Genomic DNA, 22,334 nt, shown 5'->3' on the forward strand with positions numbered 1-22,334 from the left:
GGGCACGGAGAGCGACATGTGACGCATATCCGCCCCTCGCGTGACCTGGATCACGCACTTCCGCATGGTGACCGGGATCACGGACCCCGGACTCGAACGCGACCTAGGTTCCTTGCAACCAATCTCGCATCGAGATGAGTGCCAAAGGAGCACGCCATGGTCCGCCTGAAATCCGTCCTGATGACAGCTGGTCTGCTGGGAAGCCTGTTCGGCTTCGCCTGCGGCCCGGTTTCCGCGCAAGTCGCCCCTGTCGAACCCGCCCCGACCGCGCTGCAAGGCCCGGAGCAGCGGGTCGCGCTGGTGATCGGCAATTCGAACTACCAGAACGCGCCGCAGCTCGCGAATCCCGACAATGACGCGCAGTCGATGGCGCAATTCCTCAACTCGGCCGGCTTCGAGGTGATCTCGGCGACGGACCTCGGCCAGAACGACATGCTGCGCGTGGTGCAGGATTTCTCGGCCAAGGTGTCCGCGCGCGGCCCGAACACGGTGGCGATGGTCTACTACGCCGGCCACGGCGTACAGCTCGCCGGCGAGAACTATCTCGTTCCCGTCGATGCGAAGGTCTCGAACCAGACCGAGCTCGTCAACGACTCCGTCCGCCTGGTCGATGTGATGTCGACGCTGGAGACGATCCCGAGCCGGATGCGTATCGTCATCCTCGATGCCTGCCGCAACAACCCGTTCCCGAAGGTGAACGACGCCGGTCGGGGCCTTGCCATCGTCGATGCGCCGAACGGCTCGATCGTCGGCTATTCGACCGCGCCGGGCGCCGAGGCGCTCGACGGCACGGGCGGCCACAGCCCCTACACGCAGGCGTTCCTGAACATCGCGCGCGAGCCCAACGTGCCGATCGAGCAGCTGTTCAAGCGCGTGCGTCTCGCCGTGAACCAGAGCACCAGCGGCGCGCAAGTTCCCTGGGAGAGCTCTTCCCTCACCTCAGACTTCACCTTCTTCGGCGACACGGTCGTTGCCGCCAACCGCGCACCGGTGCATGCGCCGGTGGTGCAGATGGCCTCGAACCTGCCGAGCCGTTCGGCGCGCCAAGCCTATGATTACGTACTGTCGGAGGGCCGGCCCGAGTACTATCAGGAGTTCATCGCGATGTACCCGCACGACCCGCTGTGCGATCACATCCGCTGGCTGCTCGCGAACCTGCTGATCTCGCAGGCCTGGCATGAAGCCGTGTTGTTGAACTCGCCGTTCGGCTACAAGGCCTTCTACGACAAGTACAACAGCAGCCCCTATGCGCAAGTCGCACTGAAGCTCGAGGCGCAGCCGAAGCTGATCCCCCTGATGCAGGCGACGAAGTTCCTGGCTCCGCAGAGCATTGCCCCGACCCTGAAGATCGGCAATCTCGGCGCGCCCAAATACATGCCGCTGATGCAGCACGGCAATGGCGGGATGCAGGCGAACGCCAACCTGCCGATCGTGCAGAAGTCGGTCGATGGCAACGTCGTCGGCAAGCTCGGCAATGGCACGCCGTCGCAAATCCCTGGCAAGATCGTCACCCTGCCCGCGCCCAGTAACACGACGAGCACTGGCGGCATCGGCAAGATCACGACGCTGCCGGTGAGCACCACGACGCCGACCACGGGCAAAGCCAACACCGGCACGGCGGGTAAGGTCGTGAGCATGCCCGTGACAACAGGCAAGGGCGGCTCGACCCTCGATGTGAAGCCAGTGAACGTTCAGACGCAGACTAATCCGATCCACATCAACAACGGCGTGAAGCTCAACAACAATCCGGTCAACAAGGTCCAGGTGCAGAACACCCGTCCGCAGTTCAGCACCATCAACCGGATCAACAATGGCGGCGGAAACAATTTCCGCCAGTCGATGAACCAGGCGCCGATGATGGGCGGCGGCAATCACCGCGGGTTCATGCACTGATGTCCTGTAGATAGTGCGCTCCCTCCCCCGATTGCGGGGGAGGATTGGGGAGAGGAGTGTCTCCGCAATGGGACAATCCCCAAGAGGACAGAGCCCCCAACCGACGCTTCGCCGCAGCCGAGGCTTTGCCTCGGTGTTTTAAAGAGAACGGCCGCCGGGGCGGCCGACGCCTCCCCCGCAAGCGGAGAGGTTGCAACGAGCAAGCGGCGAGTTTTTGAACCCACGACACAAAAGGGACAGAGCGGCGGCGCTCTGTCCATTCATCGTGTCAAAAGCTTGAGAACTCAGGCCACCAGCTCGGCGAACAGATCCGCATCGACATTGCCGCCTGACAGCACGATGACGACGTTCTTGCCGGCGACATCGAGACGCCCCGCCAGCAACGCCGCAAGACCCACCGCGCCGCCGGGCTCGACGACGAGCTTCAGCTCGCGATAGGCAAAGGCCACCGCTGCGCCGACTTCCTTGTCCGAGGCCGTGACGCCGCGCGCGAGCAGCTTGCTGTTGATCGCAAAGGTCATCTCGCCCGGGATCAGCGCCATCAAGGCATCGCAGATGGTGCGGCCTGCCGGCGGATGCGGCTCGCGATGGCCGACACTTAGCGACAGGCCGTGATCGTCGAACGCCTCGGGCTCGGCCACCACGATCTGGGCTTGCGGATAACGCGCCTTTACGGCCGTGGCGACGCCCGCGATCAGTCCGCCGCCGGAAGCGGGCGCGACCACGATGTCGGGAGCAAGGCCAAGCGATGCCATGTCCTGTGCGATCTCGCGGCCGGCGGTGCCCTGGCCTGCGATCACGAACGGATCGTCATAGGGCCGGACCAATGTCGCGCCGCGCTTCTCGGCGATGCCACGCGAGATCGCCTCGCGATCGTCCTTGTCACGATCGTACAGCACGACCTCGGCGCCATAGGATTTGGTGCGCTCGCGCTTGGACAGCGGGGCGTCCGCCGGCATCACGATGGTCGCCTGCATGTCCAGGATCTTCGCCGCCGCCGCCACGCCCTGGGCGTGGTTGCCGGAGGAGAACGCGACGACGCCGCCGGCGCGCTTGTCCTGCGGGATCGAGAACACCTTGTTGAAGGCACCACGGAACTTGAACGAGCCGGTGCGCTGGAGCATCTCCGGCTTCAGGAAGACGTTGGCGCCAACGCGCTCGTTGAGCACTGGAAAGGACAACAGCGGGGTGCGGACGGCGAAGGGCGCGAGCACGCGCGCTGCGGCGTCGATATCGGCGGGGCCGACCGGAAGGGGCTGTTCGGACATGGCGCGATGTTATCGCGGCGGGAGCGGACCGGGCAAGACACCTGCGCGCGAGGATTTCTCTCCAATCAGGCCACGAAGCGCGGCTGTTCCGCCCCTTTCCGGCCCGGCAGCACCGCATCAACAGCCAAAATGCTGTCGACAAAGGCCCGCGCCGAAGCCTCCCAGGTGTATTCGGCGGCGAATTCGACGCAGGCCTGCCGCGAGATGTCGAGCGCGGCAAAGCAGGCACTGCGCAGGTCCTCCTCCAGCGCGCCGACCGGCGCATCGCCGATGACGTCGCGCGGCCCCTTCACCGGAAAGGCGGCAACCGGCAGGCCGCTCGCCAGCGCCTCGAGCAGGACCAGGCCGAACGTGTCGGTCCTGCTCGGAAACACGAAGACGTCGGCCGCGGCATAGATATCGGCCAGTTCCTCGCCGTGCTTCTCGCCCAGGAAGATGGCGTCGGGATAGGCCTCTTCCAGCGCGTTGCGCGCCGGGCCATCGCCGACGATCACTTTGGTACCGGGCAGATCAAGGTCGAGGAACGCCTCCAGGTTCTTCTCCACTGCGACGCGGCCGACCGAGAGGAACACCGGGGCCGGCAGGCAGAGGTCGACGGCGCGGGGGTGGAACAGATGGGTGTCGACACCGCGCGGCCACAGCACGACGTTCTCGAACCCTCGCTCGCCGAGCTCGCGGGCCAGCGCCGGCGTTGCCGCCATCACGGCACGGCTCGGGCTGTGGAAACGGCGGAGCGCGCGCCAGATCAGCGAGCCCGGAACCGGCACGCGGGCGCGGACATATTCGGGAAAGCGGGTATGGAAGCTGGTCGTGAACGGCAGCTTGCGCTGCCGGCAATAGCGGCGGACCATCAGGCCGATCGGGCCTTCCGTCGCAATATGAATGCTATCGGGCTGCGCCTCCGCGATCAATTTCGCGATGCGCGCCGGGCGCGGCATCGCGAGCCGCACGTCGCGGTAGCTCGGCATTGCGAAGGTGCGGAACGAATTAGGCGTGAGAAAACAGAACTTCACATCGAGCGCGGTGGCCGCGTCCGCAAGCTTGGTCAGGGTCCGAACGACGCCATTGACTTGCGGATGCCAGGCGTCGGTCGCGACCAGGATGCGCATCAGGCCGCCTTTGCGGCCACTTGCGCGACCGGCGCGGGCTTTTGCAAGTGATCGGCCCAGGTGATGATCTCGAACTGGCCGTCCTCGTGCTCGACGATTGCCGTGCAGCTTTCCACCCAGTCACCGCAGTTCATGTAGCGGATACCGGCCTCGTCACGGATTACGGCGTAGTGGATGTGCCCGCAGATCACGCCGTCGGCCTCATGGCGGCGCGCCTCGGCGGCAAGGGCCTCCTCGAAGGCGCCGATATAGTTGACCGCCTTCTTGACCTTCTGCTTGGCCCATTGCGACAGCGACCAGTAGCGCACGCCGAACATGCGGCGGAAGAAGTTGACCAGCCGGTTCATCCGGATCGCGAAATCGTAGGCCCTGTCGCCGAGATGGGCGAGCCAACGCGCGTTCTGCACCACGAGATCGAAGATATCGCCGTGGATGACGAGATAGCGCTTGCCGTCCGCGCCGGTGTGGACGGTGTTCTCGACGACGTCGATGCCGCCGAAATGCGTGCCGTAATATTTCCGCAGGAACTCGTCGTGATTGCCCGGGATGTAAATGACCTTGGCGCCCTTGCGCGCCTTGCGCAGGAGCTTCTGCACCAGATCGTTGTGCGATTGCGGCCAGTACCAGCCGGATTTCAGCGCCCAGCCGTCAACGATGTCGCCGACGAGATAGATCGTATCGGCGTCGTGGTAGCGCAGGAAGTCTAGCAGAAGGTCGGCTTGCGAGCCGCGGGCTCCGAGATGGACGTCGGAGATGAACAACGTGCGAAAGCGCCGCTCCGGGCTCTCGTCACTCACATCGTAACTTCCCATGCGACAGCCTGTAACAATGTCCCGTGACAGGGGGATGACGATTGAACCTTTGAGGCACCCTCAAATACGAATCAGACCTTGCCTCGCCCTCCCCGCGATTATCAGCCGCATGCGACAATCAGGCGACATCAGGCCGCCCTGGTTCTCCGCAAAATGCCGGAAAACCGTGGCCACGCCGGTGAATGGAGCGCCGCGACGGCGATCTCAGTAGAACTTGTGGAAATGATGGATCGGCCCGTGGCCATGACCGACGCTGAAGCGGTCGGCGGCCGCAATGGCCGCGCTGATCCAGCCCTTGGCGTTGCGTACGGCCGTCTCGAGATCTTCGCCCTTGGCAAGACCCGCGGCGACGGCCGAGGACAGCGAGCAGCCGGTGCCGTGGGTGTTGCGGGTCGCCACGCGCGGCGCGGCGAGTGCGATCAGGCGATCGGTGCTGACGAGATAGTCGATGCTCTCACGGCCCTCGCCGTGCCCGCCCTTGATCAGGACCGCGCGGCAGCCAAGACCGAGTAACCGACGCCCCTGACGTTCGATGTCGGCCTCGCTTCGCGCGAGCGGCTCGTCGAGCAGAGCGGCGGCCTCAGGCAGATTGGGCGTGATCACCGATGCAAGCGGCATCAGCTTCGTGCGCAAGGCTTCGACGGCTTCCGCGGCCAGCAGGCGATCGCCCGATGTTGCCACCATCACCGGATCTAGCACGACGTGGCGAGGCTTCCAGCGCGACAGCGCGGCAACGATCGCCTCGATCGTGCCGGCCTGCGCCACCATGCCGATCTTCACCGCGCCGACGGCCAGATCGGCGAACACTGCATCGATCTGCGCGGTGACGAAATCGGCAGGCACGGCGTGGATCCCGGCGACGCCTTCGGTGTTCTGCGCCGTCAGCGCCGTGATAGCGGACGCGCCGTAGACGCCGAGCGCGGCGAAGGTCTTCAGATCGGCCTGGATGCCGGCGCCGCCGCTCGAATCGGAGCCGGCGATGGTGAGCGCCACGGGCGCCGTCATCGCAGCATACGCTTGCTTGAACAATACTCGGCCATGCTCTGTCCTGACCTGCCTGTCCTAGCGCGCTCGCAAGGCTCCGGCAAGGCACACTGGCAAGGCACACCGGCAAGCCGGACCTGCGGGGGCGCGGCCGAATCAGGCGAAGGGGAAGCGTTGCCGGCTTGTCGTCCCGCAAGCGTGCATAACGGGCGACATCATGACCTCGGTATCACCCGGCCTTGGCACGCAACTCCAGATGGTGAAACGTTGGCCGATTCGCAGGCAACGCGATGTTGCGGGCCGCCCCGGCCTGCAACCCTCTCGGACTGTATCATGTGGGCCTTTTTCCAACGCCTCCTCGACACGTCGATGTTCTCGCCGCATGGCATCTGCCTGCTGTGGGAACCCGAGCTGATCTGGCTTCACGTCGTCTCCGATGCCAGCATCGCGATTGCGTATTTCTCGATCCCGTTTGCGCTCGCGATCCTCGTCACCAAGCGGCGTGACCTCAAATTTGGCTGGGTCTTTTGGGCATTCGCGGCCTTCATCATGGCCTGCGGGCTGACGCATGTGCTGTCGATCTACACGCTCTGGGTGCCGATCTACGGCATCGAGGGCCTTGTCAAGGCGGCGACCGCGATCGCGTCGATCTTCACCGCGGCCGCACTCTGGCCGCTGTTGCCGAAGATCCTGACGATCCCCTCCCCGTTCGAGCTGCAGAAGGTCCAGGCCGCGCTCGAGGAGGAGGAGACCAAGCGCCGCGACGCGACGCAGCTGCTCAAGCAGGTGGAAGAGGCACAGCGCGCAATGCGCGAAAGCGTGGCGCGTCTCACCGCGGTCGTCGAGACCGCGGTCGACGGCGTCATCCTGTTCGATGCGCAGAACCGCATCCTGCTGTTCAACCCGGCCTGCGAGCGGTTGTTCGGCTATCAGGCCAGAGAGGTGATCAACAGGAACGTCAGGGTGCTGATGCCAGGCGGAGCCGGCGCCGGGTCCGACGGCCCGGTCCCCGGCTTCGCGACCGGCGGCGAGACGACCGGCCTGCGCAAGGACGGATCGACTTTTCCGATGGACCTGTCGGTCGGCCAGGCCATGCAGGACGGCGAGCTCATCTTCGTCGGCATCATCCACGATCTGACCGCGCGCAAGCTGACCGAGCAGCAACTCCAGCAGGCGCAGAAGATGGAAACCGTCGGCCAGCTCTCCGGCGGAATCGCGCACGACTTCAACAACCTGCTAACCGTGATCATCGGCAATGCCGAGCATCTCGGCGAGCAGCTCAAGGCCCGGCCGGATCTGCGCCAGTTCGCCGACGATATCTGCCAGTCCGGTGAACGAGGCGCGGAGCTGACGCAGCGGCTGCTCGCCTTCAGCCGCCGGCAGCTGTTGCGGCCGCAGACGATCGATTGCCGCGAGCTCATCTTGTCCATGCTCAAGCTGTTCAAGCGCACCCTGCGCGAGAATATCGAGATCAGCACCGCCTTCGGGCCCGGCACGATCAAGGCTTTTGCCGACCGCTCCCAGCTGGAATCGGCCGTACTAAACCTGGCGCTGAATGCGCAGGACGCGATGCCGTCAGGCGGCCGTCTGACGCTGAGCACCGAGCTCGCCGCGATCGACGAGGACTATCGCGCCCTGCACCCGGAAGTCGCGTCCGGCGCCTACGCGCTGATATCGGTCACGGACGACGGTGACGGCATGACGCCTGAGGTGATCGAGCACGCCTTCGAGCCGTTCTTCACCACCAAAGAGGTCGGCAAGGGTTCTGGGCTCGGGCTCAGCATGGTCTATGGCTTCGCCAAGCAATCCGACGGCCATGTCTCGATCTATAGCGAGCAAGGCCTGGGGACGACCGTCCGGATCTATCTGCCGCGCGCCGGCGGCGGACAGCCGCTAGTCGACGTACTGGAGAGCGAAGAGGCCGCACCGCGCGGCCATGAGACCATCCTGATCGCCGAGGACGATCCGTTCGTGCGCTCATCGGTGATCCTCCGGGTGGAGGCGCTCGGCTACAATGTCCTCGCCGCCGTCAACGGTCAGGAGGCCTTGCAGCGGCTGCGCGCCGACCCCGGCATTGACCTGCTGTTCACCGATATTGTCATGCCCGGCGGGATGAGCGGCTGGGAGCTCGCCGATCAGGCCTGGCGTATCAGGCCCGCCCTGCCGGTCCTGTTCACCTCAGGCTATGCGCTGGAGACCCTGGTCGAGCAAGGTCGCGCACAGCCCCATTCGGTCGTCCTGACCAAGCCCTATCGCAAGGCCGAGCTTGCCCAGCGGCTCAGGGACGCATTTGCCGCGACGTCCGTGACCTCCTAGGACAGGACTGGTATCTGGCGGCTTGCTAAATCAGGCCGGTTTTGGCCTATTAGCCGGCAAGAGATGCCTTCGGAGTGACTGCAATGGTTCCTTTCTTCGTCCAGATCAAATGCAAGCTCGGCCAGTCCTACACGGTGGCCAACGCGCTTGCCGAAGCCGAGATCGCCTCCGAGATCTATTCCACCGCCGGCCAATACGATCTGCTGGTGAAGTTCTATGTCGACAAGGACACCGACATCGGCCACTTCGTCAACGAGAAGGTGCAGGTGCTGCCGGGCATCCAGGACACGCTCACGATCATCACCTTCAAGGCGTTCGGGGCGAGCTAGCTGGGCGGAGTCGCGCGCTTGGGCGGCGTCGGCCCGTCGACCGGCGCCAGCGACTTCAGATAGGCGGCCATCGCAGCACGATCCTCTGGCCTCAGCTGCGCGAGGTTCTTGATGACCGGCCGCATCGCGCCCGATGCGCTGTCGCCCTCGGGCATGTCGCCGGTCTCGAGGAAGTCGGCGATATCTTTCTCGCTCCAGTCACCGATGCCCTTCTGCGTGATGTTGGGGACCCAGCCGTCGCCTTCCGGATTGGGACCGCCGGCGAACCGCTGCGCGGCGATGACGCCGCCGAGAAAATTGCGCGGACTGTGGCACTCGGCGCAATGGCCGAAGCCGTTCACCAGATAGCGACCGCGATTCCATTGCGCCGAACGCTTTGCGTCCGGCACAAACGGCCCGACATCCATGAACAGCAATTTCCAGATGCCGACATTGCGGCGGATGTTGAAGGGAAACGGCAGGTCGTGGTCGCGCACCCGCCCCGACACCGCCGGCAGCGTCTTCAAATAGGCGAAGAGATCGCGGACATCATCGACTTTGGCGATGTGGTAGGAAGTGTAGGGAAACGCCGGGAAATAGTGCGTGCCGTCGGGCGAAATGCCGCGCGTCACTGCATTGATGAACTCGGCCTCGCTCCAGCGGCCGATGCCGTCGGTCGGATCAGGCGAAATGTTCGGGGCATAGAACGTGCCGAACGGCGAGCCGAGCGCGAGGCCTCCCCCGAGCTTCAGGCGATCGGGCTGGTTGGGCACGGCATGGCAGGACGAACAGCCGCCGGCGTTGAACAGCTCCTGCCCGTTGGCAAGGTCCGGTCCGCGCGTCGGTGCCGGCAAGGCCAGCGCGGGCGGCGCGGTCAGCCACCAATAGACGGCAAAGGCTGCGACAGCAGCAATCAAAATGACAAAAATTGTTCGTCGCAGCATTGCGGGATCCCGTTGAACTCAAGCCGTTTTACGGATCATCCCACAGCGGCTCCAGCCACGAATAATTTAGATGGTGTGATTGTAATCCGGGAATAAAGTCGGAGCCGCACTGTTTGCAAGTTTGACTGCAATCAGGCGTCAACAGGGAGAGACTCATGAACAAAGCGCTTTTTGCCACGCTGGCCCTCGGGGCTGCCGTCGCATTCGCAAGCCCGGCCAGCGCGGAGAAGCTGAAGGCGACGCTGGACGGCAAGTCCGAAGTCCCCGCCACCACCAGCAGCGGCACCGGCAAGGCCGATCTCGACTATGATGCTGCCACCAAGAAGCTCTCCTGGAAGCTGACCTATTCCGGCCTCTCCGGCCCCGCGACCGCGGCCCATTTCCACGGCCCCGCCGAGGCCGGCAAGAACGCAGGCGTCGCGATCCCGATTCCCGGCGCGGCCAACAGCCCGGTCGAAGGCTCGGCGACGCTGACCGACGCGCAGGCCTCTGATCTCCTCGCCGGCAAGCTCTACGTCAACATTCACACCGCGGCCAACCCGGGGGGCGAAATCCGCGGCCAGGTGACGAAGTAAGTTCACGGCGGCCTCTTATACGACGGCCGGGCGCAGCAATGCGTCCGGCCTTTTCGATTCCGGATTGAAGCGCGTTCACGCCGCGCTCAACGCCTGCTCGAGATCGGCGATCAGATCCGACGGATTCTCGATGCCGATCGACAGGCGGATGGTGCAATCGAGCACGCCGATCTTGCGGCGGATATCGGCGGGGACGCCGGAATGGGTCATCGTGGCGGGCAGGCTGGCCAGCGACTCCGTTCCGCCAAGGCTGACCGCGAGCTTGAAGATCTGCAACGCATTGAGGAATTTCTCCGCCGCGGCCTGGCCGCCGACGATGTCGAAGGAGAACGTCGATCCAGCGCCGAGGCATTGCCGCGCGAACACGCGCCCCGAGGGCGAGGTTTCCTCGTGATGGCCGAGATAGTGCACCTTCGCCACCTTGGCATGATCGCGCAGGAAATTCGCAACCAATTGCGCGTTGCTGTTGGCCTTCTCCATGCGCAGGCTCAAGGTCTCGAGCGAGCGGTTGATCATCCAGCAGGAATGTGGATCGAGCTGGGTGCCGATGGCGCCGCGCAGCGCCTTGATGCCCTTCATGACCGCCCTCGTGCCGAGCGCTGCGCCCGCGATCAGGTCGGAATGACCGCCGACATATTTGGTCAGCGAGTACAGCGAGATGTCGGCGCCGTGCTCGATCGGCCGCTGAAACACCGGGCCGAGCAGCGTGTTGTCGCAGGCGATGATCGGCGTGTGGCCCTGCGTCTTGCCGATGCCGTCGGCGACGCGGCGCATCAGCGCGATGTCGACGAGGCCATTGGTCGGGTTGGCCGGGGTCTCGACCAGGATCATCGAGACCCGGCCCTTGCGCATCGCCTCCTCGGCGGCCTGGTTGACCGTGGCTTCGTCGACGCCGTCGGCAAAGCCGACCGCGCCGATCGAGAAGCGCGAGAGCGTGTTCGTCAGCAGCGTCTCCGTGCCGCCATAGAGCGGCTGGGAGTGCAGGATGACGTCGCCGGGACGGACGAAGGCGAGAATGGTCGTCGAGATCGCCGCCATGCCGGAAGAGAACAGCGCGCAGCTCTCGGTGCGCTCGTAGATCGCAAGCCTGTCCTCGACGATCTCGCTGTTGGGATGGTTGAAGCGCGAATAAACCAGCCCGGCTCCCATGCCTTCCGGCGGCTCGCGCCGGCCGGCGACGTAATCGAAGAAGTCTTGCCCGTCCTCGGCCGTTTTGAACACGAAGGTCGAGGTCAGGAACACCGGCGGCTTGATGGCGCCTTCCGACAGCTGCGGGTCGTAGCCATATGTCAGCATCAGCGTTTCCGGATGCAGCATATGGTTGCCGATATGGGTCTTCGACGGGAACGGTTTTGCCATGGCCTGTCTCGCTGTTGCCTGAGATCGCCGCCGCGCGTCGGAACTCCTGACAGCGTGAGACATCAACGCCGCGGCGCAAGCAAACATAGTCCTTCTGACGGCGATGCGTCAGGGCGTGCGAGGAGAAATTGACGACGCGCTACCTAGGCCGGATGGAGCGTAGCGCAATCCTAGACAACTGCATCGGCCTCGACAGCTCACCCGGATTGCGCTGCGCTCCATCCGGGCTACGAATTCGACCGCTACTTCAACTTCAGCCGGTACGTCTCGTGGCAATCGTTGCAGCGGTCGTTGATCGCCGTGTAGGCGGTCTTCAGGCTCGCAACATCGTGGATCTTGCCCTTGACGTCGGCGAGCGCCTTCTGCACGGGCGGAATCTTGGAATCGAAATCGGCCTTCTGCTGCCAGACCTTCGGCGACGAGCCATAGGTCGCGTTGACCACGTCCTGCTTGGGATTGACCTCGAACGTCTTCGCAATCTTGGCGACGTCCTTCTCCAGATTGGCGATGGCCTCGTCGACGGCTTTCTGGTCGTAGGGAATGTCGCCCTTGGTCATCTTCAGGATGACCGTGTACAGGCTCTTGGCCTGCGAGCGCATCAGATTGTCCTGCTGAACGGCAACCTCCTGTTGCGCCATCACGGCACCCGCACCCAGCACAAGCGTGCCCGCGACAATCAACATACGTTTCATCGGCCTGTATCTCCGGCTCGCAAGACAGTTGGGGAAGATCGTTCTTGGATAGAACCCGGCGGCGGGCGATTATTCCCGCCGCAGGCGCCACGCCTTACAGGCTGTGACGGCGATGGTGCTCGCTGATCGCGATCCACACCCGCTCCGGCGTTGCCGGCATGTCGATGTGGTCGATCTTGTATTCGCGCCAGAGCGCATCGACGATGGCATTGACGACGGCCGGACAGGAGCCGATCGCGCCGGCCTCGCCCGCGCCCTTCACGCCCATCGGATTGGTCGTGCAGGGGATGTTGTGGGTCTCGAACGTGAAGGACGGACCATCAGCTGCGCGCGGCAGCGCGTAGTCCATGTAGGTGGCAGTGATGAGCTGGCCGTCGGTCGCGCCATAGACCACCTGCTCCATCAAGGCCTGGCCGATGCCCTGCATGGCGCCGCCATGCACCTGGCCTTCCAGCAGCAGCGGATTGAGGGTCTTGCCGAAATCGTCGACGATCACGTAGTTGACGATTTTGATGATGCCGGTGGCCGGATCGATCTCGACTTCCGCCACATGCGTGCCGTTCGGGTAGGTGCCGTCGGCGCTGGCAAAAGTCGCGCTGCCGTTGAGCTTCGATGAGTCGACGCCAGGCCGCTTGGCGAGATCGGCGAACGAGATCGAACGGTCGGTGCCGGCGATGCGGATCACGCCGTCCGAAATCTCGAGGTCGCCGGCGCTCGCTTCCAGCGCCTGCGCCGCGATCTCCTTGAGCTTCTGACCGAGTTCGCGGGTGGCGCGCTCGACGCTGACGCCTCCTGAGGGGATCGAGGCCGAGCCGCCGGTGCCGAGGCCCGTGGCGATCTCCGCGGTGTCGCCCTGGCGGACGTGCACCCGCTCGGGCGCAACACCGAACTGCTCCGCGACGATTTGCGCATAGGCGGTCTGGTGGCCCTGCCCGCTCGATTGCGTGCCGATCAGGACCGTGACGTCGCCGTTGGGGTCGAGCCGCACATTGGCGGTCTCCTCGCCCATCACGCCGCAGACCTCGACATAGCTCGCAAGCCCAACGCCGCGGATCAGCCCCTGCTTCTTGGCCGCCTTGGCGCGCTTTGGAAATTCCTTCCAAGCGGCGATCTCCATCGCGCGCTTCAGATGCGCGGCGAAGTCGCCGGAATCGTAGACCTTGCCGGTCGCGGTCTTGTAAGGCAGCGCCTTCGGCGGAATGAAGTTCTTGCGGCGGATCGCGTCCGGCGTCATGTCGAGTTTTCGCGCGCAGGCATCGACGAGGCGCTCGATGACATAGGCCGCCTCGGGCCGGCCCGCGCCCCGATAGGCATCGACGGGCACGCTGTGCGTGAAGATGGTGCGCACCCGGCAGTGGAAGGCCTGGATGTCATAAAGGCCCGGGAGCATGCCGGCGCCGCCATGCGGGATGTAGGGCCCGAAGGTCGACAGATACGCGCCCATATCGCCCATCAGGTCGCAATCCATCGCGAGGAACTTGCCGTCCTCGGCGAGCGCCATCTTCGCTGATGTGACGTTGTCGCGGCCCTGCGCATCGCCCATGAAATGCTCGGAGCGATCGGCCGCCCACTTCACGGCCTTCCTCAGCTTGCGCGCCGCGACCGCCATCAGGGCGTATTCCCGATAGGGAAACAGCTTTGTGCCGAAACCGCCGCCGACATCGGGGCAGATCACCCGCATCTTGTCGGTGGGGATGTTGAGCACGTTCTGACAGAGGATGTCGCGCAGGCGATGGCTGCCCTGGCTGCCGACGGTCAGTGTCAGATGGTCGTTCCTGGCGTCGTATTCGCAGACCGCCGCGCGCGTTTCCATGAAGCTCGCGACCACGCGCGGATTAACGATGGAGATTTCGGCGACCGCATGCGCTTTGGCAAACGCCGCTTCGGTGGTTTTCTTGTCGCCGATCGAGACGTCGAACAGCACGTTGCCTGACTTATCCGGCCAGACCTGCGGCGCGCCCTTCTTCACGGCGTTGACGACCCCCGTCACTGATGGCAGCGGGCTCCATTTGACGTCGATCGCCTCGATCGCATCGCGCGCCTGGTCGATGGTCTCGGCGACCACGAAGGCGACGGCATCGCCGACATGCCGCACCTCGTCCTTGGCGAGGATCGGATAAGGCGGGCCGGTGAACGGATCGGTCTCGAGGTTGAACAGGCACGGCAGATTGCCGAGATCCTTGACGTCGTCGGCCGTCAGGATCAGTGCCACACCAGGCAGGGCGCGGGCGCGGCTGGCGTCGATCGTGTATTTGGCATGCGCATGCGGCGAGCGCAGCATCAGGCAGCGCAGCGCGGCCTGCGGCGCGTAATCGTCGGTATAGCGGCCCTTGCCGCGGATCAGCGCGTCGTCCTCTTTGCGCAGCACGCTTTGACCAACGCCGAACTTGATGGGAGCCGCCATTCTGTCTTCCCGTTTCTCATGGTTGTTTTGACGGCATATTGCCGTGGAAAAACTGGCAAGGCAAACGGCTTTAGAGCGGCACGGCCCGCGAAAAATTGCCTCGTGCCTCGCTTATCACAGCGGGGTCGGACGAAACGGCCGCAGTTCGGTCATATCCCTGTGAACTCCGCCACGACGCCTCGACGCGCTCGGTCCCGGCCAGCGGACCGATACAAGCTGCCAAATCAGCGCCGCGGCGCGCGCCTGAGAACAAGCGAGCGCACGGGGCGCCGCTTGTTCTCAGAGCGCATGCCCATGTTTTACGGTTGATCATTTACATCCCGCCACGGTTCCAGAGATACCGCGTTCTGTCTCGCAGATTATCGATGGCGCGCTGAGGCGAGAGGTAGTCGACCTCGCCGCGCGTCAGGCCGATATCCAGCAGCTCCCTGTCGCTCAGGTCGTGCACGGTGAGCCGCGGGTTCTGGCGCCGCGCCAGAAAAGCAAGCCAGGCTTGCTTGAGCAGACCGAGGACGCTCCGCCTCGATGCTGCATTTGTCCCGGCAGCATCCTTGTCCAGCGCCGTGGCGGAAGCCTTGAGGCGCGCGGCCAACGCCTGATCGATTGCGTCCTTTGCCTGCGCGATGGAGAGATTGAGGCCGCGCCTTGCGGCATCGGCCCCGATCCCGGGTGAAATGTTCGTCTGTTGCGGTGGCATCGCATGCTCCTGCTGTTGTGCCGGCAGGGAGCGTGGCCAAACAAAAGGCCCCGTCCGACGCCGGCGGGGCCTGGTGGAAAAGATGTCGTCGTCGAATTGCTAGCGCACGACTCCTTCCACGGCCCAGCCGAAGCGGGTCATGTGGTTGAAGTTGACTTTGCGCGTGCATTTAATCATGCGGACGCCAATACCACGGCGGCCGCGCGTAATCAAGAGCTGTGCAAAGATCGACTACATCTTTTAGGCGAGCCTTGGCTAAGGCGCGATGGGCAAATCACGCGATGGGCAAACCATCCCCCCTTATCAGCGATTATTTTTGCTGAATTCGACTGAGATAATCGACAACAGAGAGGATGCGTTTTCGCACGACAAGGTCCGGGTCTTGCTCCGCCCCGGCGAGCTTCCAATAAGACGGATCAACATAGTGAGGCAACTTGACGATGGGGTTGAATCGCTCCCCCCAAATCGGCATTTCGCGCGTGCCGTGAGCTGGAATTGTCTTCGATCCATCTATGGTTTCATAAATGGCATTCGTGGGAAACACGCCGTTGTTGTTCTTGGCCAGCATCGTCAAATCGGGAGGCGATGTCTTGAGTTGGTCGCTAACCGGTCCTTTGCCCCTGGCGTCCGTGCCATGGCAACTCGCGCACGACGACTGAAATTCTGATTTGCCGATATCGAGATCTTCAGCCTGGGCCGCGGCGCCGAAACCAGCGGCAAGACCGGCAATGAGCAAAGATTTCACACCAGATTTCACCATGTCCCGCTCCGACGCTGGCTCGTAAGGTTTTAGTCCTAACCGCTTCGTCCCCCGACAGTTTGACCCACATCAAGACTGGCTTGCGTCTTTGCTTGCGAGTGCTCCGAGACTGCGCCGAGGCCTAGTGCGGGCCAGTTGCTCTATTTCAACTCCGCGCTCGCGCGAAAACTTCCGAAGGAAGCTCTCCGAACATTTGTCGGAAGTCACTGGCGAAATGGCCTAAATTGCCGAAGCCGCATTTGAAGGCGATTTGAGACACGGAAGTTCTCGGATTTCCTTCCAGGAGCATTCTTCTGGCGTGTCGGAGCCGAACGGACTTTGCAAATTGCATCGGCGAATATCCTCGATACTTTTTGAACGCCGCATAAAGGCTGCGAATACTTGTGTTCGTCTGGGATGCCAACTCCTCGATGACAACCGCGCGAGCCCAATTTGCTTCGATGTACTCTTCGGCCAACCGGACTACGAGTGGCGCTGGCTCCGTGGCGCGGCCATCCAAAATGTCGGTGTAGTTGTGCCTCTGAGCCGACAGGAACGTCATGATCAGCGCTTGCTCGAGTTCGATTAGCGTCGGTTTAGGTAACTGCGCTGCCGTTGAATTTAGCTGATCGGCCAAGAACATGGTGAGCTGGCGCAACAGATGAGCCGCAGGCTGCTTAGGTGCCGCGGTGGGGTCAAGTAAGAGCGCCCCACGAGGCGATGCCCCCAAGAGCGCCGTTAACGCCTTCTCCAGTGCGCTCGTTTTTATGCGAAGGATTAGCTGCTCGAACCCAGCTTCGAATATGATGGTAGCCGGCTGCCCCGCCGGGGTTATGCCGGAGTGCTGCTCGTCCACCGGCAGCGTCGTCGAGTTGCCTAGAACGACGCCCGCTTTGCCCTTAAGGCCGACTTGCAATCTTGCAAAATCGCCCTCGGGAAATTCGACCTCTGTTTTGGCAGCATATCCACAAAAGCCGAGCCCGATGTGAGGTAAAACTAGGTAATTTGCCACCGCTTCGAAATCGGTTGAATTCGCGACCGCAAATCCAGTCGCCCCATACACCGTCTTCAGCGCATTCCTCATCTCTTCCGGGTCGCGAGTGCGGACAACCGGAGAGCGGCTAAGGGGATAGTCCATCTCATCCATTGGGAATCACGAAACGGGGGCAATCAATAATACTGGGTCGGGAAACGCATCTTGAGTTGATATGGATCAAGAGAGCTTCGATGCAGGCGTTGAGCAATGTTTGCAGAATCCGGCGATGCGGAATCGTTGTGCCAGCGCATCACCGCGGTAGATAAATGTAAAGATAACTAAAGCCGACCAGCTTTGAATAACCTAGTTATACGATTGTCTTTTCGTCGCTGTGGCAGCCGCCCCATCGTTTCGCCACACGCAACGGAAAAAAACTGACCGTCGAACTTCTCGTTCGGCGGTCATTTTCTTTCTCGCTCAGCTGGGAATTGCTCAATAAAGCCCTGCGAAAATCGAGCACACTTTGCAGAATCCGATCTTGGACGGCAGTTCGCCGACGACGCAAAGTAGCATATCGTCTTAGTGATCAAAACGGAGAGACGACGTGAGTTCTGCGATGGACAATACCGCCCCGGCCATTCAAAAAGTCATCCACTTCAGAGAACTGCTGAGTAAGGAAAGGCACCCGGAAAGACGCGGCGAGCTGATCGACCTGCTTGCAGCTGAGCTGGCCAAACTTCCCGAATCCGCGCAGCGGAGCGAGTTGTTCAAGGCGGCCAGATATTTGGCAACCTGACAGGGACCCGGCCTAGCCATGCACAATGTCGTGGAATTTCCAGGTACACGCCGCCGACCCGGTTTGGAAGAAGCCGTTCGGCGCGCCATACTCCTTCTCGACATTTCCATTCTTCAGACGGCCACCCTGATCGCGAACTGTCCTACGGGTAGCCGGAGGCTCGAATTGCATAAGGAGCTTGGGGACCTGCGAGTGAAGCTTGAAGATCTGCGCGGCCTAGCTCGAAACATTTTTGCCGAAGCTCCGCATTGAGCGTGACGACTTCCCGTCGGCAATGCTCCGGCTCGCTAACCTAAGGCCCGAAGCGGCGGTGTCTAGCGGACGCGAGCTCCTTGCGTCGAGCTCGTAGCCTGGGTTCAACTCTCGCCAACAGGCAGCTTGAGGCAAAGAGCCGATACCAACCAAATCGTTGGCGCAATCCGATCAAGAGAACGATTCTTGGTGGCTATCGCGAACGCTCGAGCCATCCGAGCCTTGGCGAATGTCATGGCGAGGTGGCGGTTTTCCGTGCATTTCGGCCCGTTGCCACTTCTTGGAGGACTTGTCACACGGGTTTCATTCGGCAAGACTGCTCACATTTCAAGTACATATTTGAAAGAGTATTGCCATGCCCGAAACACTGGAAAGCGCATTGTGGTGTGCCGCATTGGCGACGTGGCTAATGCTTCTTTTCGGGATCGCCGCGCAGCGCCTGAAGCCCCTCTCGAAACTCCTCAGCCATCTGCTCGAGGTTACATTCAGGCTTAGGGCGAAGTGACGCAATAATTACCGCACGGCGCGCCTGCTGCCAAACTGGCATGACTGCGCGCGCCGTGATGGTGCAAGAAGACGAACGACCACGCGTGCACGTGGTACGCTCAGCGCTCTCTTCGGCTCTGTGAGGCAGCGACGATGCTTGAGCCTCGGCTCCTGATCATCCAGGAATTGGTCGACGAGAGCGGCTGGATGAACAGCTGCTAGCCTCCCAGCCTCCGATCGAGAGAGAACCGGCCTCCTCCGGTAATCAGGATCAGCAGAGCGCCTCCCAGTATCGAGATGTTCTTCAAGAAGTTATTGTACTGCCCGATCTGTTGCGGACCGGCGGGATATTCCCAGTACCGATGTGCTATTGCAGTCGCTGAAATTACAAAGAGAAAAACCAGGATTGCGCAGTAGCGCGTACCGAGGCCGAGTATCAAACCAATCGACATCAGTATTTCCAGAGTGACGGTAATAATCGTGAACAGCTGCGGCGCTGGAACGTTCAGCGAGCGGAAATAGCCGACTGAGCCACTGAAGTTGGTGAGGGCTCCGTAGGCGCTTCCAACGAAGACCCATGCAAGCAGGATGCGGCCGATCAGGATCAGCAGATCGGCATTGCCGGTGACAAATTCGTCAATCCGAGATTTGGATGTGGAAAGGCCGAATGCCATGGTCACTGCCTCATCGCATCTGTTGCCCGAGGACTGCACCTGAACACTGCTATCATACCGCGATCGGCGGACGGGATGAAGGCCCCGGTAGGGCATGACGCGCTTTAAACAGAGACGGAGACGGCTGACATTCGGGCAAGTTGCAGGTTCTAATTTAACCCGCGCTACATACCTTCGGATCTAATGTGGACCCTTGGGACTCGGGGACCTCGCATGACCGGACACCTTTCCAGCTCTGAGGCTGCAAAGCCGGGTGTCAGCCATCTTCAACGGCTTCGGGCCACGGGATGGCACTTGGCAACCTATTTCGCCACTGCCCGTCGTGAGCCGCAGACGCTCACATCCGGGGCCGCGCTTCCGCGATGACCGTGCCGCCGCTCACAGGGGTGGACGCGCCCGCCAACTCGCCATTCGACCCTCGGCTGGAATCGCTGCGTGGCCTCGCCTGCCTGACGGTCTGCATATTTCACGCAACGCACGTTTTTCCGGGCAACCCGCAACACATGTTCTTCAACACGGTGCTGCTGGCCGCCAATCCGGCTGCGGCTGTGATGTTCTTCTTCGTCCTGAGCGGCTACGTGCTCGGGGCCTCGCTCGAACGCAACCTCAGCCTCGGGCCTTACCTGGTGCGGCGGTTGTTCCGGCTGCTGCCACCATTTGCAGCGGCGGTGCTGTTCGCCTTCGCCTGCGAGCGCCTCTTGCGCCTTGATCCGGCGCCGGTCGGCCTCACACCCGGCTTCCAGCACCTGTTCTGGCCGCAACCGACCTGGCAGGATCTGTGGGATAATCTGCTGCTCAGCTCCAACCGGGTGAATGGCCCGACCTGGACGCTCTTTCCGGAGCTCTTGGGATCCCTGGTGTTGCCATTCGCAGTCGCGGCGCACGGCAGGATCGAACCGCGATGGCGGTGGGCCTTGTTCGCCGTGATCACGATCTTACTCGCGAGCAGCCTTTACCGAACGCTGCTCTGGTTCTATTTCGGCTGCTTCCTCGTCAAGGAGTTTGCCGCGCTGCTCGCCGGCCGAAAGCAGCTTGCTACGATGGCCTTCATCTCAGGCCTGGTTGGCCTGGAGATCGCCGGCTCCTACGATGAGTTCTATTCGGTGCACATTGTTCTGGTCTCCGCCACCGCGGCCGCGCTGATGGTGGGTGCGGTCGTGTCGTCAAGCAACATGCTGAAATGGACCACGACCGCACCGCTCCGCTTCCTCGGGCGTATTTCCTTCAGCCTCTACCTTGTGCATTGGCCGATTTTCTATGTCTGCGCCCTCGTCGCGGTCGATTCTGACTCGATCGTGCCAATGCAGACCTGGGGCAACTTGTTCGTGATGGCGACGTCACTTGTCGTAGCGATCGGCATCGCAGCACTGGCATATCGGTTCATCGAAGCTCCTTCGATACGAGCCGGCGCGTTCGTCGCACGCCTCCTGACGGAGATGTGGAGGAAGCGGGCCGTCGTGCAGAGCGTCAGCTGATTGCCTGCTCTAGCCACGCACCAGCGAGACCAGCCAGCTGCGGCCGAACAGGATCAGTATCGCCAGCGCATAGACGATGGTGCCGCCGACGGCCAATAGCACCAGCGTCACCTCGTCATGGAAATGCATCGTGCGCAGCGCAGAGCTGCCAAAGCGCGCGATTAGCCAGAAGGCCGCGGCGAGGACGATCCCGGTCAGCAGGAATTTGGCGAGCGATAACAGCCAAGCGCGATCGAGCACGAGAAAGCCGCGCCGCACCGCGAAGAACAGCACCAGCAGCAGATTGGTCCAGACCCCGACGGCGGTTGCGAGCGCCAACCCGATCTGGGCCAACGATCCCATCAGAGCGACCTTGAGGGCGACGTTGACGGCGATGCCAGTCAACGAGGCGCGGACCGGCGTCGCGGTATCCTTGCGCGCATAGAAGGTTGCGACGGCGCTGCGGATCAGCACGAACGGGATCAGACCGATGGCATAGGCCGCGAGCGTGCCGCCGGCGGCGACCGCGTCGGCCTTGGAGAACGCGCCGCGGGCGAACAGCGCGCGCATGATCTCGTCGGGCACAGTCAGGAAGGCCGCCACGAACGGGATCGAGAACAGCAGCGTGAAATCGAAGGCACGGCGCTGCGCCTTCATCGCGCCGTCATGGTCGTTGGCCGTGATCCGTTTCGACATCTCCGGCAGCAGCACCGTACCGATGGCGATGCCGATGACGCCGATCGGCAATTGGTTGAGGCGGTCGGCGTAATAGAGCGCCGACAGCGCACCGGCGGGCAGGAAGGTCGCGATGATGGTGTCGGCGAACAGCGCCACCTGCGTGCCCATCGAGCCCAGCGTCGCGGGGCCCAGCGCCTTGAAGAAGCCGCGGACGTCCTCGTCGAGCTTGGGTGGCGCAAAGCGCGGCAGGCCGCCATGGCGCGCCAGATCGCCGGCGAGCAGGAAATATTGCATGAACCCGGAGATCAGCACGCCCCAGGCCGCGGCGTGGCCCGCGGTCGGAAACCAGGCGGCGAGCGCCAGCGTCATCATCATCGCGACATTGAGGAAGATCGACGCGGCCGCGGCGCTCGCAAAGCGCTGCATCACGTTCAGCATGCCGCCATAGAGCGTCACCAGCGTGATCAGCAACAGATAGGGAAAGGTGATCCGGGTCAGTTCGATCGCGAGCCTGCGCTGCTCGGCATCGTCGGAAAAGCCGGGTGCAAGCAAGCTCATCGCCTGCGGCATGAACAGCCAGGCGACGATCAGCAAGACAACCTGCGAGGCCAGGAGCAGCGTGAAGATGCGGTCGGCGAACAGATGCGCGGCCCCCTCCCCCTTCTCGCCATGGACATGGGAATAGGCAGGCACCCAGGCCGCGTTGAAGGCGCCTTCGGCAAAGATCGCGCGGAAATGATTAGGCAGCCGCAGCGCCACGAAAAAAGCGTCCGCCACGGGGCCGGCGCCGAGGATCGCCGCGAGCATGATGTCGCGGGCAAATCCCGTCAGCCGCGACAGCAGCGTGTAACCACCAACCGTGAAGATGCGTCCGAGCATGCGCCTGTTTTAGAGACTTATCGGATGGAGGTCGATCGC

The 22,334-nt window shown here is 62.9% G+C and carries 19 protein-coding genes; 6 read left to right on the forward strand and 13 right to left on the reverse strand.

Annotated features, from left to right (window positions below; translation table 11 throughout):
• The first annotated feature begins 156 nt into the window (after positions 1-156).
• On the forward strand, positions 157-1,893 hold the full coding sequence (locus IF809_RS07070) for a caspase family protein (protein ID WP_462837193.1): 1,737 nt from the start codon (positions 157-159) through the stop codon (positions 1,891-1,893).
• A gap of 284 nt (positions 1,894-2,177) precedes the next feature.
• Here IF809_RS07070 and IF809_RS07075 read toward each other — a convergent pair whose 3' ends face one another.
• From IF809_RS07075 to thiD, 4 genes are all read right to left on the reverse strand, one after another.
• Positions 2,178-3,161: a threonine/serine dehydratase gene (locus tag IF809_RS07075; protein ID WP_453983010.1), complete on the reverse strand. Its 984-nt coding sequence runs from the start codon at positions 3,159-3,161 to the stop codon at positions 2,178-2,180.
• A gap of 65 nt (positions 3,162-3,226) precedes the next feature.
• Entirely contained in the window at positions 3,227-4,270 is a 1,044-nt protein-coding gene (locus IF809_RS07080) for a glycosyltransferase family 4 protein (RefSeq protein ID WP_462837194.1), read from the reverse strand.
• Positions 4,270-5,082 (reverse strand): UDP-2,3-diacylglucosamine diphosphatase, encoded by an 813-nt coding sequence (locus IF809_RS07085; protein ID WP_128965359.1) that lies wholly within the window; start codon positions 5,080-5,082, stop codon positions 4,270-4,272. Before IF809_RS07085 ends, IF809_RS07080 begins: the two co-directional genes overlap by 1 nt.
• 204 nt (positions 5,083-5,286) lie before the next feature.
• Positions 5,287-6,087, reverse strand: coding sequence for a bifunctional hydroxymethylpyrimidine kinase/phosphomethylpyrimidine kinase (gene thiD, locus IF809_RS07090; protein ID WP_453983008.1), 801 nt, complete (start codon positions 6,085-6,087; stop codon positions 5,287-5,289).
• 312 nt (positions 6,088-6,399) lie between these two features.
• Here thiD and IF809_RS07095 point away from each other — a divergent pair, with 312 nt between their 5' ends.
• Positions 6,400-8,382 carry a PAS domain S-box protein gene (locus IF809_RS07095; RefSeq protein WP_462837195.1) on the forward strand — a complete coding sequence of 661 codons (1,983 nt, stop codon included), beginning with the start codon at positions 6,400-6,402 and terminating at the stop codon, positions 8,380-8,382.
• 83 nt (positions 8,383-8,465) lie between these two features.
• The gene (locus IF809_RS07100) at positions 8,466-8,711 is read left to right on the forward strand and encodes an Lrp/AsnC ligand binding domain-containing protein (protein WP_018317369.1); all 246 of its coding nucleotides are present in this window, start codon (positions 8,466-8,468) and stop codon (positions 8,709-8,711) included.
• On the opposite strand, the gene IF809_RS07105 is transcribed toward IF809_RS07100, so the two are convergent.
• Positions 8,708-9,634, reverse strand: coding sequence for a c-type cytochrome (locus tag IF809_RS07105; protein ID WP_462837196.1), 927 nt, complete (start codon positions 9,632-9,634; stop codon positions 8,708-8,710). The genes IF809_RS07100 and IF809_RS07105 overlap by 4 nt on opposite strands.
• A gap of 155 nt (positions 9,635-9,789) precedes the next feature.
• On the opposite strand from IF809_RS07105, the gene IF809_RS07110 reads away from it, so the two are divergent.
• Positions 9,790-10,209, forward strand: coding sequence for a CHRD domain-containing protein (locus IF809_RS07110; protein WP_128965356.1), 420 nt, complete (start codon positions 9,790-9,792; stop codon positions 10,207-10,209).
• Positions 10,210-10,284: 75 nt separating this feature from the next.
• On the opposite strand, the gene IF809_RS07115 is transcribed toward IF809_RS07110, so the two are convergent.
• The 6 genes from IF809_RS07115 to IF809_RS07140 all read right to left on the reverse strand — a co-directional run bounded on the left by IF809_RS07115 (position 10,285) and on the right by IF809_RS07140 (position 17,247).
• Positions 10,285-11,568 carry a cystathionine gamma-synthase family protein gene (locus IF809_RS07115; protein WP_462837197.1) on the reverse strand — a complete coding sequence of 428 codons (1,284 nt, stop codon included), beginning with the start codon at positions 11,566-11,568 and terminating at the stop codon, positions 10,285-10,287.
• Positions 11,569-11,810: 242 nt separating this feature from the next.
• Complete coding sequence (locus IF809_RS07120) at positions 11,811-12,260, reverse strand: cytochrome c (protein ID WP_128965354.1); 450 nt, start codon at positions 12,258-12,260, stop codon at positions 11,811-11,813.
• A 94-nt stretch (positions 12,261-12,354) separates the two neighbouring features.
• On the reverse strand, positions 12,355-14,664 hold the full coding sequence (locus tag IF809_RS07125) for a xanthine dehydrogenase family protein molybdopterin-binding subunit (protein ID WP_462837198.1): 2,310 nt from the start codon (positions 14,662-14,664) through the stop codon (positions 12,355-12,357).
• A gap of 313 nt (positions 14,665-14,977) precedes the next feature.
• Positions 14,978-15,361: a YjiS-like domain-containing protein gene (locus IF809_RS07130; protein ID WP_462837199.1), complete on the reverse strand. Its 384-nt coding sequence runs from the start codon at positions 15,359-15,361 to the stop codon at positions 14,978-14,980.
• A 310-nt stretch (positions 15,362-15,671) separates the two neighbouring features.
• The gene (locus IF809_RS07135) at positions 15,672-16,121 is read right to left on the reverse strand and encodes a c-type cytochrome (RefSeq protein ID WP_128965351.1); all 450 of its coding nucleotides are present in this window, start codon (positions 16,119-16,121) and stop codon (positions 15,672-15,674) included.
• Positions 16,122-16,266: 145 nt separating this feature from the next.
• Entirely contained in the window at positions 16,267-17,247 is a 981-nt protein-coding gene (locus IF809_RS07140; RefSeq protein ID WP_453996856.1) for an AraC family transcriptional regulator, read from the reverse strand.
• 445 nt (positions 17,248-17,692) lie between these two features.
• On the opposite strand from IF809_RS07140, the gene IF809_RS07145 reads away from it, so the two are divergent.
• A complete protein-coding gene (locus tag IF809_RS07145; protein WP_462837200.1) occupies positions 17,693-17,872 on the forward strand; it encodes a hypothetical protein in 180 nt (59 codons plus the stop codon).
• A gap of 956 nt (positions 17,873-18,828) precedes the next feature.
• On the opposite strand, the gene IF809_RS07150 is transcribed toward IF809_RS07145, so the two are convergent.
• Positions 18,829-19,284, reverse strand: coding sequence for a DoxX family protein (locus IF809_RS07150; RefSeq protein ID WP_462837201.1), 456 nt, complete (start codon positions 19,282-19,284; stop codon positions 18,829-18,831).
• Positions 19,285-19,652: 368 nt separating this feature from the next.
• Between IF809_RS07150 and IF809_RS07155 the strand changes: the two genes are divergently transcribed.
• Positions 19,653-20,759 (forward strand): acyltransferase family protein, encoded by a 1,107-nt coding sequence (locus IF809_RS07155; protein WP_462837202.1) that lies wholly within the window; start codon positions 19,653-19,655, stop codon positions 20,757-20,759.
• Positions 20,760-20,768: 9 nt separating this feature from the next.
• Here the strand turns inward: IF809_RS07155 and murJ are convergent, their stop codons facing one another.
• Positions 20,769-22,295, reverse strand: coding sequence for a murein biosynthesis integral membrane protein MurJ (murJ, locus tag IF809_RS07160; protein ID WP_462837203.1), 1,527 nt, complete (start codon positions 22,293-22,295; stop codon positions 20,769-20,771).
• Between the last annotated feature and the right edge of the window lie 39 nt (positions 22,296-22,334).

Source organism: Bradyrhizobium sp. UFLA06-24, assembly GCF_054967145.1.